Consider the following 13692-nt stretch of genomic DNA (forward strand, 5'->3'; position numbering starts at 1 on the left):
TCAGCGGGACCCGTACCGGGCCCCTGTTGAGGTTAATCGGAACAAAACCGAAACATCCGGCTAATCGGAATGCTTGGCGGGCAGCAGGTGACGGACCGCCGGCGGGCCCTCGGCGAGCGCGACCGCCCGCTCCTCGGACACCTCGTCGTCGCCGGTCAGCCGGCCCTCGTGCTGGCGCAGATGCTCCGCCCAGGTGGGCACCAGGTAGACCTCGACGAACTCGGCCGGATCGGCGCCGTCCTGGAACAGACCCCACCGGATCGCGCCGGTCCGCTGCCGCGAGCCGCGGAGGTCGTCCATCGCGCGCACGAACGCCACCGTGTTCGCGGCCGGGACCCGGTACGTCGCGGAGACCAGGATCGGGCCCTCGTCCAGGTGCGGCTGCAGGAGCAGGTGCGGCTCGGCCCAGTAGACGGCCGGGGTGTGGTCCTCGTCCTCGTGGGTGTGGACCGGCCACACCCGTACCGTCAAGGTGCCCGCCAGCATCAGTGCCGCCGCCAGCCCGAAGGTCTGCCGCAGGCCGACGGCCTCGGCGGACTGTCCCCAGGCCAGCGCGCCGAGCGCCTGCCCACCGGCGAAGACCAGCTGGTAGATGGCCAGCGCCCGGGCCCGGACCCAGTTCGGCAGGTTGAGCTGCATCGCCACGTTCATCCGGGAGACCAGCATCATCCAGGCCAGGCCGGCCACCACCAGGACCGGCGTGACCACGAAGCGGTTCGGCACCAGCGCGATCACCAGCAGCGCGAGACCATAGGCGGCACCGGTCACGGCGATCATCTGATTGGTCCGCAGCAGCTTCCGGGCCCGGGGCATCAGCAGCGCCCCGGCGATCGCGCCGACCCCGAGCGCGGCCAGCAGCGTGCCGTAGCCGCCCGCGCCCATCCCCAGCTCCCGGCTCGCGACCAGCGGCAACAGGCCCCAGACCACGCTGCCGGGCAGCACGAACAGCAGCACCCGGCCGAGGACCCGGCGGATCACCGGCGAGTACCGGACGTACCGGCCGCCGGCCCGCAGCGCGGACGTGAAGTGCTCCGGACGGCTCGCCGGGGTTCGCCGCGGACGCTTCCAGCGCAGCAGCGCCACCGCGAAGACCAGGAACGACAGCGCGTTCAGGCCGAAGACGACGGCCGAGCCGAAGTGCGCCACGAGCAGGCCGGCCAGCGCCGGACCGGCGGACCGCGCGAGGTTGGTGTTGACCGCGCCGAGCGCGGACGCGGACGGCAGCTGATCGTGCGGCACGACCTCCGGGATCACCGCCTGCCACGACGGCAGGGTCAGCGCCTGCCCGCAGCCGAGCAGGAACGTAAAGATCAACAGCACGCCGGGGGAGGCTTCCCCCAGGGCGGTCAGCGCGGTCAGGGCCGCTGCGATCAGAAACAGACTGAGCTGTACGGCGAGAAGCAGTCGCCGCCGGTCGAGGGCGTCCGCGACCGTCCCGGCGGGCAGGGCGAACAGCAGCACCGGCAGCGTGGTGGCCGTCTGCACCAGGCTGACCCAGGTCGCCGCGTCCGGCTCGGACACGACCAGCCACTGGGCGCCGACGGTCTGCATCCAGGTGCCGATGTTGCTGGCCAGCACCCCGATCCACAACGCCCGGAAGACCGGATCACTTCTCAGCACCAGCAGAATCTAGCCACGCCGATGTGCCCCCGGACCGGGGCGGGGCAGCACGTCGCGGTGGCCGGTCACCTCGTGGCTCTCGGCGCAGTGCAGCTCGGCGTGCAGCTCCGCCCCGCAGTCCCAATGGACGAACTGGATCGGCGGCCCGGCCGGGTCGGCCAGGTAGCGGTTGCCCCAGCCGGCCAGGGCGATCATCACCGGATAGAGGTCGAACCCCTTCTCGGTCAGCCGGTACTCGTGACGCACCCGGGCGCCCGGCTCCCGATACGGCTCCCGGCGCAGCACCCCGGCCCGGACCAGCGCGGACAGCCGATTCGTCAGCACCTGCCGGGGGATCCGGGTGCGTACCCGCATGTCCTCGAAACGGCGGATCCCGGAGAAGATCTCGCGCAGCACCACCATCGTCCACTTCTCGCCGAGGATCTCCATCGCCCGCGAGATGGTGCAGTTGTCCACGTCCCAGTCGAGGGCTTCCGGCGGTGTGACATGCGCGACCATGCGCTCCAAGCTAGGTCTCGTAGACAGACGCAGCAAGCCTGTGCCAGCCTGGGTCCATGACGCAGACTCAGGCGCGCGAGCGTACGTTCACCTGGACCGACCCGGCCGAGCACGCCAAGCTCTTCGTCGAGCGCAGCGGCCTGGACGTGCTGCGCGCGATGGCGGCCGGCGAGATCCCGCCCCCGCCGATCATGCAGCTCATCTCCGGTGACCGCCTCCAGGTCGAGCCGGGCAGCGTCACCATCACGCTCACCCCGCAGGAGTTCCACTACAACCCGATCGGCACCGTGCACGGCGGGGTCATCGCCACCCTGCTCGACACCGCCGCCGCCTGCTCGGTCCAGACCACCCTGCCGGCCGGCATCGGCTACACCAGCATGGACCTGAACGTGAAGTTCCTGCGCCCGGTCACCATCGACACCGGCCTGATCACCTGCACCGGGACCGTCCTGCAGCAGGGCCGCCGCACCGCGCTGGCCGAGGCCCGGCTGACCGACGCCCGCGGCAAACTGATCGCCCACGCCACCTCGACCTGCCTGATCTTCGAGCTCCCCACCGCCTGACCACCCGCCGCCTCCGAGCGGACTCGTTCGGCTCCAGCCGCAGGCCCCGGTCCTGCATGATGACGCCGATGGAGACCGACTTGTAGAGGATGGCGATGAAATGTCTGTCTTATCCCAAGGGATCCTACGAGATCACCGGCGGAGGTGGGTGGTAGCCGGCACCGCCACGCTGCTGACCACCGGGTACGCCGTCGGCCTCGGCTCCGCCGCACAGGCGGCCGCCGGGTGCACGACCACCACTCCCGCGCTGAGCGTGCAGGCGACCTGCACCGTCCCGGGCACCGAGACGATCATGGTGCCGGTCGGGGCGCTCGTGGTCGGGTTGCAGGTCACCGGCGCCGGTGGCGGCGGCGGCCGGTCCGGCTCCTACTGGGGCAACGGCGGCAAGGGCGCGGTCGTCTCCGGCTGGGCCACGCTGCCCGTCGGTGCGGACCACCTCGGCATCGCCGTGGGCGCGGGTGGCGCGGCGGGCGTGCCGTCCGGCGGCCTCGGCGGGGCCGGCGGCGGTGGCGGCTCGGCCGTCTTCGTCTACGACGCCATGAACGTCCTGCTCGGGACCCTGGTCATCGCCGGGGCCGGCGGCGGCGGGGCCGGCGTCGACACGAACAGCCTGTCCTACGGCGGCGGCGGCAACGCGGGGGTTGCCGGCACCGACGCCGGATATCCGGGTTACTACCTGGTCGGCGGCGGCGGCGCCGGAGCCGCCAACGGCACCGGTGGCGCGGCCGGAACCGGGACGACGGCGGGCGCCGCCGGCGGGTCGGCGGCGCCCGGCACGGTCGCGGCCGGTGGCGCGGGCGGCGTGATCGGCTCACGGCGAGGCGGGGACGGCGGCGGCGGTTACTCCGGCGGCGGTGGCGGCGGCGCCGACACGCGGGTCAGCGGCATCCAGTACATCGGGGCCGGCGGAGGCGGCGGCTCGACGTACATCGACCCCACCGCGATGCCGGCCGCCACCAGCACCCTGGCCGGCAACAGCCCGGCCGCCGGCTCCGGCGGCAACGGCTATCCCCTCTCCGCGCCGATCAGCGCGGTGGCCGGCGGTGACGGCGCGGTCAGCATGACCTTCGCGCTCACCATTCCGCCGGGCATCACCTCGGTGGCACCGACCTCCGGCACGCTGACCGGGGGCGGCACGCTGACGATCACCGGCACCAACCTCACCGGGACGACCACCGTCACGGTCGGTGGCGCCCCGTGCGGCTCGGTCGTCGTGGTCTCCCCCACGTCGGTCACCTGCACCCTCCCGCCCGGCAGCGCCGGCGCGGCCGACGTGGTGGTCACCTCGCCCAACGGCACGGACACCAAGACCGGCGCGTACACCTATCTCGCGACGCCCACGGTCACGTCGGTGTCGCCGGTGGGCGGCCCGCTGGTCGGTGGCGGCACCCTGACGATCACCGGCACCGGCCTCACCGGGACCAGCGCCGTCTCGATCGGCGGCGCCCCGTGCACCTCGGTCGTCGTGGTCTCCCCCACGTCGGTCACCTGCGTCATCCCGCCCGGCATCGCCGGCGCGGTCAACGTCGTGGCCACCGCGCCCGGTGGCACCGCCACCCGGCTGGCCGGGTACACGTACTACGGTCTGCCGTCGATCACCACGGTGCTGCCGGTCTCCGGCCCGCTGACCGGTGGCGGCCAGATGACGGTCACCGGCACCAACCTCACCGGGACCAGCGCGATCAGCGTCGGCGGCAACCCCTGCACGTCGGTGACCGTGGTGTCGCCCACGCAGGCCACCTGCACGATCCCGGCCGGCGGCGGCCTCGGCCCGGTGAACGTCGTGCTCACCACACCGGGCGGCGCCGACACCGAGGTGGCCGCGCACACCTATCTCCCGGCGCCGACGATCACCTCGATCTCACCGGCGTCCGGGGACGTCGCCGGGGGCGGAGTGCTCACCATCACCGGCACCAACCTCACCGGCGCGAGCGCGGTCACGATGGGCGGACCCGCCTGCACCTCGGTGACCGTCCTGTCGCCGACCCAGGCCACCTGCACCATCCCGGCCAGCATCAATACCGGCCCGGTCGAGGTCGTGATCAGCACGCTGGGCGGGAGCAGCACGCTGCTCAACTCGTACACCTACACCGGGTCGCCGGTGGTCACGCCGTCACCGTCGCCGAGCGTGAGCCCGTCACCGACCCCGTCGTCGAGCCCGACGGTCTCGCCGTCGCCCAGCACCACCCCGCCGTCGCCCACCAGCAGCCCGACCCCGACGTCGAGTCCGTCGACACCGCCGCCGGCCACCGACGACGACGTGCACCTGAAGCTCGCGCTCGAGCTGAAGGTCGACGCACCCCTGGCCGGCGCCGAGGCGAGCCTCAGCGGCGGCGGGCTGATGGCCTCGTCCACCTACGTGCTGACGATGCACTCGGACCCGGTGCAGGTCGCCTCCGGCACGACCGACGGCAACGGTGACTTCACCGCGGTCATCACCATGCCGAAGAAGGCCTGTGTCACCGGCGGCCTGCACGAGCTCGTGCTCAGCGGCACCACGCCGAGCGGCAAGACCGTGCAGGACAGCAACTTCGTCGTGCTCAACGACACCTGCGCGGTGAAGGGCGTCAGCAAGAGCAAGCCGAAGAACAACACGGTGCAGCTGCGGACGTTCATCTTCCCGTACCTCTCCGCCGAGCTGCGCCCGAACGCCAAGCGCGTGCTGCGGGACCTGGCGAGCTCGGTCCGGGGCGCGAAGCAGCTGACGATCACCGGCTACACCCAGACGGGTCAGCAGTCCAAGCCCGCCCGGAAGTTCAACAAGCAGCTCGCTCTGCGCCGGGCCAAGGCGGTCCGCGCCTACCTGCAGAAACTGAAGGTGACCGCGCCGATCAGGGTGGTCGGCGCCGGTGGCGTGAACCCGGTCGACAAGAAGAACCAGTACAAGAACCGGCGGGTGACCATCACCGTCCGGTACTGATCAGCCGTTTTCCGAGCGGGCTCCCGGGTGACCGGGGGCCCGCTCGCGTTGCCGGGCCGGGCTAGGCTCGCGCCGTGAAACGGGGTGTGCAGGTCTCGATCGGACTCGCGGTGCTGGCCCTGCTCGCGTGCGGTGTCCCGCTGGCCCTGCAGGAGAAGGAGCAGGACCTCTGCGGGGATCAGATCGCCGAGGTCAACGAGACCGTCTACACCGCGCACCGATGGACCGCGAAGGACCTGCCCGGCATCGGTGACTATCCCGAGGTGCACTACCGGGTGGCGATCACCGGGGGGCCGTGCGACCGGGGCGCGCCCGCCTCGCCCGACAAGGCGTATCAGGGGGTGATCCGGCTCCGGCCGGAGGACGCCGCGGCGCTCGGCGCCGATTACGACTGGACGCCGGTCGCGGCGCCGGACATCCGGCCGGACCTGGCGGCGTTCGTGCCGGCCGGGTCCGCGTGGCGGCACAGCGCGCGGTATGCCGAGGCGAAGGCGGCCGGGCCGCTGCGCGGGGACCTGTATCTCAGCGCGGACGGGTCGACCGCGTACTTCGAGCTGCGAACCGGCTGAGCGCGTCCCGCCCGGGGGCGGGACGCGCTTACCGCCGTACCCTCACATCGCAGTGACCACCGGGAACATGTCGCCGGGCGGCGGAGCCCAGGTGGCCGCGGACGCCTCGGTCTGTTCCCCGGACCGGATGTCCTTGACCGTGTCCGGCGAGCCCGGGAACCAGACGTAGGGGATCCCGCGCCGGTCCGCGAACTGGATCTGCTTGCCGAACTTCGCCGCGGTCGGCGCCACCTCGGTCGGAATGCCGCGTTTGCGCAGCTCAGCGGCGATCCGGATGCACTCGGCGCGCTGCTCCTCGGCCGGCACCGCGACCAGCACGGCGGTCGGCACCGAGCGGGACACCGACAGCGCGTTGTGCCCGAAGAGCAGGCCGAGCATCCGGGACACGCCGATCGAGATGCCGACGCCGGGGAAGCGGGTGTTGCCGACCGACGCGAGCGTCTCGTAGCGGCCACCGGAGCAGATCGAGCCGAACCGCTCGTACCCCTGCAATTGGGTCTCGTAGACCGTGCCGGTGTAGTAATCGAGACCACGGGCGATCTTCAGCTCGGCGCGGATCAGCCCCGGCGCGTGCTCGTTGGCCGCCTCGACCACCTGCAGCAGCTCGCCGAGCCCCTCGTCGAGGAGCGGGTCGCTGACGCCGAGGGCCCGGACCGCGTCCACGAACGAGCCGTCCGTGGTGGAGATCCCGGCCAGGGCGAGACACGCCGCGGCCTGCGCGTCGGTCGCGCCCGCGGTCTCGACCAGGAGCGCGGCCACCTTCTCCGGCCCGATCTTGTCGAGCTTGTCGACGGTCCGCAGCACCTGGGCGGTGTCCTCGAGGCCGAGCCCGCGGTAGAAGCCCTCGCAGACCTTCCGGTTGTTGACCAGGATGGTCGCCGACGGGATCGGCAGCGACCGGAACACGTCGCCGATGACCAGCGGCATCTCGGTGTCGAAGTGGAACGGCAGGGTGTCCTGGTTGACCACGTCGATGTCGGCCTGGAGGAACTCGCGGTAGCGGCCCTCCTGCGGCCGCTCGCCGCGCCACACCTTCTGGATCTGGTAGCGCCGGAAGGGGAAGACCAATTTGCCGTGATTTTCCACGACAAATCGAGCAAAAGGCACCGTCAGGTCGAAGTGCAGGCCCAGCTGATCTTCCCGGGACGGGGTGCCGGCCGCGTCCTGCAGCCGGTGCAGCAGATAGACCTCTTTGGACGTCTCACCCTTGGCGAGCAGCGTCTCCAGCGGCTCGACCGCCCGGGTCTCGAGCGGGGCGAACCCGTACAGCTCGAAGGTGGATCGGATCTTGTCCAGCACGGACTGCTCGATCATGCGCTGGGGCGGCAGCCACTCAGGGAAGCCGGAAATAGGCACTGTCTCTCCTGAAGAACAAACGATCAGAGGAAGCGGCCGGGCGCCGCGATCAGCTCCCGCAGGTACGGGTTCGACGCGCGCTCACGGCCGATGGTGGTGGCCGGGCCGTGGCCGGGCAGCACGACGGTGTCGTCGGCGAGCGGGAGGATCTTGCCCCGCAGCGAGGACATCATCGTCGGGGTGCTGCCACCCGGCAGGTCGGTGCGCCCGATCGAGCCCGCGAAGAGCACGTCCCCGGAGAGACAGAGCTCCTCCGCGTCCCAGGAGGAGCCCTCGCCCGGCAGGCGGAACAGCACCGACCCGCCGGTATGGCCGGGTGCATGATCGACGGTGATCTTCAAGCCGATCAGGTCAAGAACGGCACCATCCGTCAATTCCGAGACGTCGTCGGGTTCCGAATACTCCATCCGGCCGCCGAACAACGCATTCAGATCGGCGCTCAGCCCCTTCGACGGATCGGCGAGCATCTCTCGATCGTCGGGGTGCACGTACGCCGTGATGCCGCGCGCCCCGCAGACCGGCGCGACGGAGAACGTGTGGTCCAGGTGACCATGCGTGAGCAGCACCGCGGCCGGGGACAGCCGGTGCTGCGCGAGCACCTCGTCCAACTGGTCGAGCACGCCGATGCCCGGGTCGACCACCAGACACTGCTCGCCCGGACCCGCGGCCACCACATAACAGTTGGTGCCGAAGGCCTGCGCCGGAAAGCTGGCGACGAGCACTGGCCGGTCCCCCTCACAGAAAAGCCACCGAAAAAGAGGTGCGAATCGTAACGAGCCTAGCGGGGCAGCCGCACACCACTTTCTCAGGAGGTACCCGTACACTCTCCCGAGCGTGTGGCGTGCCGCACCCCTTGACATAAACCGGGAAGGACAGCGTTAGTGGCTCCCAGCAAGGACCGGCAGCGCAAGCTCGCGCGCGCGAAATTCGATCGCCAGATGGCCAAACGAGCCATCCGGGAGCGCAAGCGACGCCGTGTCCTGGCGGGCGTCGGCGCCGCCCTCGCGGTGGTGCTGGTCGCGGTCGGTGGCGCGTGGATCGGCGGAGCGTTCGACTCCACCGACAACACCAAGCCCGAGGCCGCCGACATCTGCCTGTGGTCGCCGCTGGACGCGTCCACCAACTCGGCCCTGAAAGAGGTGGGCACACCGCCCACCAAGGACCTTCCGGAGACCGGCACCGAGGCCATGACGGTCACCACGAACGTGGGCGGCCCGATCACGGCGATGCTGGACATCGCGAGCGCGCCGTGCGCCGCGGCCAGCTTCTCGTACCTGGCCGGCAAGAAGTTCTTCGACAACACCGACTGCCACGAGATCCTCGACATCGGCGCGGTGCACTGTGGCGACCCGAGCGGCTCCAACCAGGGCGGCCCGACGTACAGCTACTACGACGAGAACACCCCGGTCCAGCCGCAACCGTCGGCCAGCAGCGGCACCACGGCAACCACCCCGGTGCTGTACCCCAAGGGCACCGTCGCCACGTTCGGTCAGCCGGCCGGCAGCAACGGCAGCCAGTTCCTGATCTTCTTCAAGGACTACGCTCCGACCACCGCGCCCATCTACTCGATCGTGGGCCAGGTGACCGGCGGGCTGGACACGCTGGCCGCGATCGGCAAGATTCCGACGGTGGCCGACGACGCCGGGGACAAGGTCAAGCCCAAGGAGAAGATCACCATCAAGAGCCTGACCGTCGCCGCTGACACTGTCGCGGCAGATCCCTCGGCGAGCGCGCAGTCGTGAGCACGGAAGAGACCAGCAGGAGGAACGACGTGTCGTCGATCAAGGACCGGCAGCGCGCGGCGGCGCGAGCCCGGCTGGAGAAGGAGATGGCCGAGCGGGCCGCGTCGGCACGCAGCCGTCGCCGCCGTCAGGCGATCATCGGGTCGGCGGTCGCCGTGGTGGTGGTCGCCACCGCAGCCGTGCTGATCGTCAACGCCCTCAAGAAGGACGACAAGAAGACGACCGCCGGCAGCAGCGCCACCGCGGCCGGCACCGTCGCCTGCACCTGGACCCCCGCCGACGCGAGCGCGGGCGGCAAGATCAAGGATGTCGGGACCCCGCCTGCCAGCGTGCCGAACACCGGCACCAGCGTGCTGACCCTGGACACCAACCTCGGCCCGATCGAGGCGACGATCGACCTCAGCAAGGCGCCGTGCACCGGGGCCAGCTACAAGTACCTGGCGTCGAAGAAGTTCCTCGACAACACCAAGTGCCACCGGCTGGTCAACGAGGCCAGCTTCAAGGTCCTGCAGTGCGGCGACCCGTTCGCCACCGGCAAGGGCTACCGCGAGACCGACGGCACCGGCGGCCCCAGCTACACCATGGCCGAGGAGAACCTGCCGACCGACACGAACAACCCGTACCCCGCGGGCTCGATCGCGATGGCGAACACCGGCCAGCCCGGCTCCACCGGCAGCCAGTTCTTCATCTGCTCGGAGGACACCCAGCTCTCCGCGAACTACACGCTCCTCGGCAAGATCACCAAGGGCCTCGACCTGGTCCAGGGCGTGGTCAAGGCCGGCGACGACGGCGCGTTCAAGGCCTCGGCCGGCGGCGGCCACCCGAAGAAGGAACTCGACATCAAAACCATGACGGTTTCCTGACCTCAAGCTCTGCGGAAAGGGGCGGCCCGCTTCGGGTCGCCCTTTTTCTTTTCGGTACGGACCTCGGAGCCCCCTGGCAGCCCCACGTCGCAAGGCCGCTGCCCATCAGGTCCGCCCCGGCGACTCGCGCATTCGTGGCCACTCACCCTCGCTAGGCCGCCCCTGCCGCAGGCCCGGCCGCGCCACCCGCTCCCGCGGGCCGGCCGATGCGTTCATGAACGAGCGCCGCTCGAGAAACTCGGGCGGCGCTCGTGTCGTCTTCCGGCCGGGCGAGGTTGGGCCGGTTTCGGGCCGGGTCAGGCGCCGGAGGTCACCCGGTAGGCGTCGAAGACGCCGTCGACCTTGCGGACCGCCGCGACCAGGTGCCCGAGATGCTTCGGATCGGCCATCTCGAACGTGAACCGGCTGACCGCCACCCGGTCCCGCGTCGTGGTCACCGTCGCGGACAGGATGTTCACCCGCTCCTCGGAGAGCACCCGGGTCACGTCGGCCAGCAGCTTGTGCCGGTCGAGCGCCTCCACCTGGATGGCGACCAGGAACGTCGACGCGGAGGTCGGCTTCCAGCTCACCTCGACGACGCGTTCCTGCTGCTCGCGCAGGTCCTCGGCGTTGGCGCAGTCCTCCCGGTGCACGCTGACGCCACCGGAACGGGTGACGAAACCGAACACCGCGTCCCCCGGCACCGGCGTGCAGCAGCGGGCCAGCTTCACCCAGACGTCCGAGACGCCCTTCACCACCACGCCCGGATCCTGCGCGGTGCTGCGGTTGCGCGGCGGGCGGGTCGCGACGGCGGTCTCGGCGATGTCCTCGACCGCGCCCTCCTCGCCACCGAAGCCGGCGACGAGCTTGGCGACCACGGACTGGGCCGAGACGGTGCTCTCCCCCACCGCGGCGTAGAGCGAGGTGACGTCGGGCAGGTGCAGGTCGCGCGCGATGGTCGTCAGGTTCTCGCTGGTCAGCATGCGCTGCAGGGGCAGGCCCTGCTTGCGCATCGCCTTGACGATCGCGTCCTTGCCGTCCTCGATCGCCTCTTCGCGGCGCTCCTTGTTGAAGAACTGCCGGATCTTCGTCCGCGCCCGGGGGCTCTTGACGAAGCCGAGCCAGTCCTGCGTGGGGCCGGCGGTGCTGGACTTGGACGTGAAGATCTCGATCACGTCGCCGTTGGAGAGCGTCGACTCCAGCGGGACCAGCTTGCCGTTCACCCGGGCGCCGATGCACTTGTGCCCGACCTCGGTGTGCACCGCGTACGCGAAGTCGACCGGCGTGGAGCCGGTCGGCAACGGGATCACGTCACCCTTGGGCGTGAAGACATACACCTCCTGGCTGGAGAGGTCGAAGCGCAGCGCGTCCAGGAACTCGGACGGGTCGCTCGCCTCCCGCTGCCAGTCGAGCAGCTGCCGCAGCCAGGTCATCTCGTCGATGTGGGCCGGCGGGCCGACGATCGTCGCGCCCTTCTGCTCCTTGTACTTCCAGTGCGCGGCGATGCCGAACTCGGCCGTGCGGTGCATCGCGAACGTCCGGATCTGCATCTCGACCGGCTTGCCGGTCGGACCGATCACGGTCGTGTGCAGCGACTGGTACATGTTGAACTTCGGCATCGCGATGTAGTCCTTGAACCGGCCCGGCACCGGCTGCCAGTTCGCGTGGATGACGCCCAGCGCGGCGTAGCAGTCGCGGACCGTGTCGACCAGGATGCGGACGCCGACCAGGTCGTAGATGTCGTTGAAGTCCCGGCCCCGGACGATCATCTTCTGATAGATCGAGTAGAGGTGCTTCGGGCGGCCGGTGGTCTCGGCCTTGATCTTCGCCGACTTGAGGTCGAGGCTGACCCGGTTCGTCACCTGGCGCAGCAGCGCCTCGCGCTGCGGCTGGTGCTCCCCGATCAGGCGGTTGATCTCCTCGAACCGCTTCGGGAACAGGGTCCCGAAGGCCAGGTCCTCGAGCTCCCACTTGATCGTGTTCATACCCAGCCGGTGGGCCAGCGGGGCCAGGATCTCCAGCGTCTCCTTGGCCTTCTGCTCCTGCTTGGCGCGGGGCAGGAAGGTCAGGGTGCGCATGTTGTGCAGCCGGTCGGCCAGCTTGATCACCAGGACGCGCGGGTCCTTGGCCATCGCGACGACCATCTTGCGGATCGTCTCGGCCTTCGCCGCGTCGCCGAGTTTCACCCGATCGAGTTTCGTCACGCCGTCGACCAGCAGCGCCACCTCGGCGCCGAAGTCGTTGCGCATCTGCTCGAGGCCGTAGTCGGTGTCCTCGATCGTGTCGTGCAGCAGGGCGGCCACCAGCGTGGTGGTGTCCATGCCCAGGTTGGCCAGGATCGTCGCGACCGCGAGCGGGTGCGTGATGTAGGGGTCGCCGGACTTCCGGTACTGCCCGGAGTGCCAGCGGGCGGCGACGTCGAACGCCTTCTGCAGCTGGCGCACGTCACCCTTGGGGTGGCTGGCCCGGTGCGTGGCGATCAGCGGCTCGAGCACCTCGCTGACCTGCGTGCTCTGCCAGGGGGCGTTGAACCGGGCCAGCCGGGCCCGCACTCGCCGCCCGGTGGGCGCGCTGGCGAAGCCGAAGCCGGTGGTCTCACCGGTCGCGGATGGTGGGGCGGGCTCGAGCTCAGCGGAAACCGCGGGCGCCGCCCCGTTTCCGTTGGCAGAGGTCTTCTCGTCCGGTCGGGGCTGGTCAGCGGGCGTGACCTCGCCCGCGCCGGTCCGCGAATTCTGGGTCGGTTGCACCGTGCCCTCCGCCGGAGGAACGACGTCGCTGGACACCGGCCTCCTCATCACCTGCGCCAAGTTGTCGCGATCAGCACCGGGAACTCCCGGCACCGGTCACTTCCAGGGGTGGCCCTCTGGAACGACCATCCTACCCGCACCACGATGGCGATTGGCTCGGCCGAACCAGCGGAATCAGCCGGCCCGGCCGGGCGAAGAGCAGCGAAGCCGGATCAAACGGTCAACAGCGCGTGCACCGTACGTGGTCCCAGCTTCGCCCGTCCGTCCAGGAAACCCAGCTCCAGCAGCACCGAGAAGCCGGACAGCGTGCCCCCGGCCCGCTCCACCAGGTCCATCGCCGCGGCCGCCGTGCCACCGGTGGCGAGCACGTCGTCGACCACCAGGACGCGCTGTCCCGCGATGAACGCGTCCTCGTGCACCTCGAGGGTGGCCTCGCCGTATTCCAGCGCGTACGAGGCGGACAGGGCCTTGCGCGGCAGCTTGCCGGCCTTGCGGATGGGCACCACGCCGGTGCCGGTCGCGTACGCGATCGCCGCCGCCACCACGAACCCGCGCGCCTCGACACCCGCCACCACGTCGAACGAGCCGGCCCCGTGGTGCGCCACGATCCCGTCGATCACCTGCCGGAACACCGCGCCGTCGGCGAACAGCGGCATCAGGTCCTTGAAGACCACGCCGGCCTTCGGGAAGTCCGGCACGTCGACGCTGGCGCCGGCCACCAGGGCGGCCAGTTCCGGGCCGCTGTCGCCGGTCACGGGGGCATTCTCGCTAGTCACGGCGGACAGCCTAAAGGCCCGCCACCGCTGGTGCGGTGACGGGCCTTCGGAGAGTGCTC

Annotated in this window: 11 protein-coding genes; 5 read left to right on the plus strand and 6 right to left on the minus strand. The window is 70.7% G+C overall.

All coding sequences use genetic code 11. The annotated features are described in order from the left end of the window. Positions 1-60 precede the first annotated feature (60 nt). Both L3i22_RS43635 and L3i22_RS43640 read right to left on the minus strand, forming a co-directional pair. The gene (locus L3i22_RS43635; protein ID WP_255657601.1) at positions 61-1620 is read right to left on the minus strand and encodes an MFS transporter; all 1560 of its coding nucleotides are present in this window, start codon (positions 1618-1620) and stop codon (positions 61-63) included. A gap of 9 nt (positions 1621-1629) precedes the next feature. Next, positions 1630-2118 carry a helix-turn-helix domain-containing protein gene (locus tag L3i22_RS43640; protein ID WP_221323298.1) on the minus strand — a complete coding sequence of 163 codons (489 nt, stop codon included), beginning with the start codon at positions 2116-2118 and terminating at the stop codon, positions 1630-1632. A gap of 56 nt (positions 2119-2174) precedes the next feature. Here L3i22_RS43640 and L3i22_RS43645 point away from each other — a divergent pair, with 56 nt between their 5' ends. The 3 genes from L3i22_RS43645 to L3i22_RS43655 all read left to right on the plus strand — a co-directional run bounded on the left by L3i22_RS43645 (position 2175) and on the right by L3i22_RS43655 (position 6170). Further along, the gene (locus L3i22_RS43645) at positions 2175-2681 is read left to right on the plus strand and encodes a PaaI family thioesterase (protein WP_221323299.1); all 507 of its coding nucleotides are present in this window, start codon (positions 2175-2177) and stop codon (positions 2679-2681) included. A 148-nt stretch (positions 2682-2829) separates the two neighbouring features. Continuing rightward, positions 2830-5601, plus strand: a complete 2772-nt coding sequence (locus L3i22_RS43650) for an IPT/TIG domain-containing protein (RefSeq protein ID WP_221323300.1) — start codon at positions 2830-2832, stop codon at positions 5599-5601. Between the two features lie 74 nt (positions 5602-5675). Beyond that, positions 5676-6170, plus strand: a complete 495-nt coding sequence (locus tag L3i22_RS43655; RefSeq protein WP_221323301.1) for a hypothetical protein — start codon at positions 5676-5678, stop codon at positions 6168-6170. A gap of 42 nt (positions 6171-6212) precedes the next feature. Here the strand turns inward: L3i22_RS43655 and hisS are convergent, their stop codons facing one another. Both hisS and L3i22_RS43665 read right to left on the minus strand, forming a co-directional pair. Next, on the minus strand, positions 6213-7526 hold the full coding sequence (gene hisS / locus L3i22_RS43660; protein WP_221323302.1) for a histidine--tRNA ligase: 1314 nt from the start codon (positions 7524-7526) through the stop codon (positions 6213-6215). Positions 7527-7549: 23 nt separating this feature from the next. Continuing rightward, positions 7550-8248, minus strand: coding sequence for an MBL fold metallo-hydrolase (locus L3i22_RS43665; RefSeq protein WP_221323303.1), 699 nt, complete (start codon positions 8246-8248; stop codon positions 7550-7552). A 159-nt stretch (positions 8249-8407) separates the two neighbouring features. Between L3i22_RS43665 and L3i22_RS43670 the strand changes: the two genes are divergently transcribed. Next, the gene (locus L3i22_RS43670; protein ID WP_221323304.1) at positions 8408-9268 is read left to right on the plus strand and encodes a peptidylprolyl isomerase; all 861 of its coding nucleotides are present in this window, start codon (positions 8408-8410) and stop codon (positions 9266-9268) included. 29 nt (positions 9269-9297) lie between these two features. Continuing rightward, positions 9298-10131 carry a peptidylprolyl isomerase gene (locus tag L3i22_RS43675; protein WP_221330434.1) on the plus strand — a complete coding sequence of 278 codons (834 nt, stop codon included), beginning with the start codon at positions 9298-9300 and terminating at the stop codon, positions 10129-10131. A gap of 296 nt (positions 10132-10427) precedes the next feature. Here L3i22_RS43675 and L3i22_RS43680 read toward each other — a convergent pair whose 3' ends face one another. Both L3i22_RS43680 and L3i22_RS43685 read right to left on the minus strand, forming a co-directional pair. After that, positions 10428-12893: a bifunctional (p)ppGpp synthetase/guanosine-3',5'-bis(diphosphate) 3'-pyrophosphohydrolase gene (locus tag L3i22_RS43680; protein ID WP_221323305.1), complete on the minus strand. Its 2466-nt coding sequence runs from the start codon at positions 12891-12893 to the stop codon at positions 10428-10430. A 176-nt stretch (positions 12894-13069) separates the two neighbouring features. After that, positions 13070-13633, minus strand: coding sequence for an adenine phosphoribosyltransferase (locus tag L3i22_RS43685; protein ID WP_221323306.1), 564 nt, complete (start codon positions 13631-13633; stop codon positions 13070-13072). Positions 13634-13692: the final 59 nt, after the last annotated feature.

Source organism: Actinoplanes sp. L3-i22 (assembly GCF_019704555.1).
GTDB lineage: Bacteria > Actinomycetota > Actinomycetes > Mycobacteriales > Micromonosporaceae > Actinoplanes.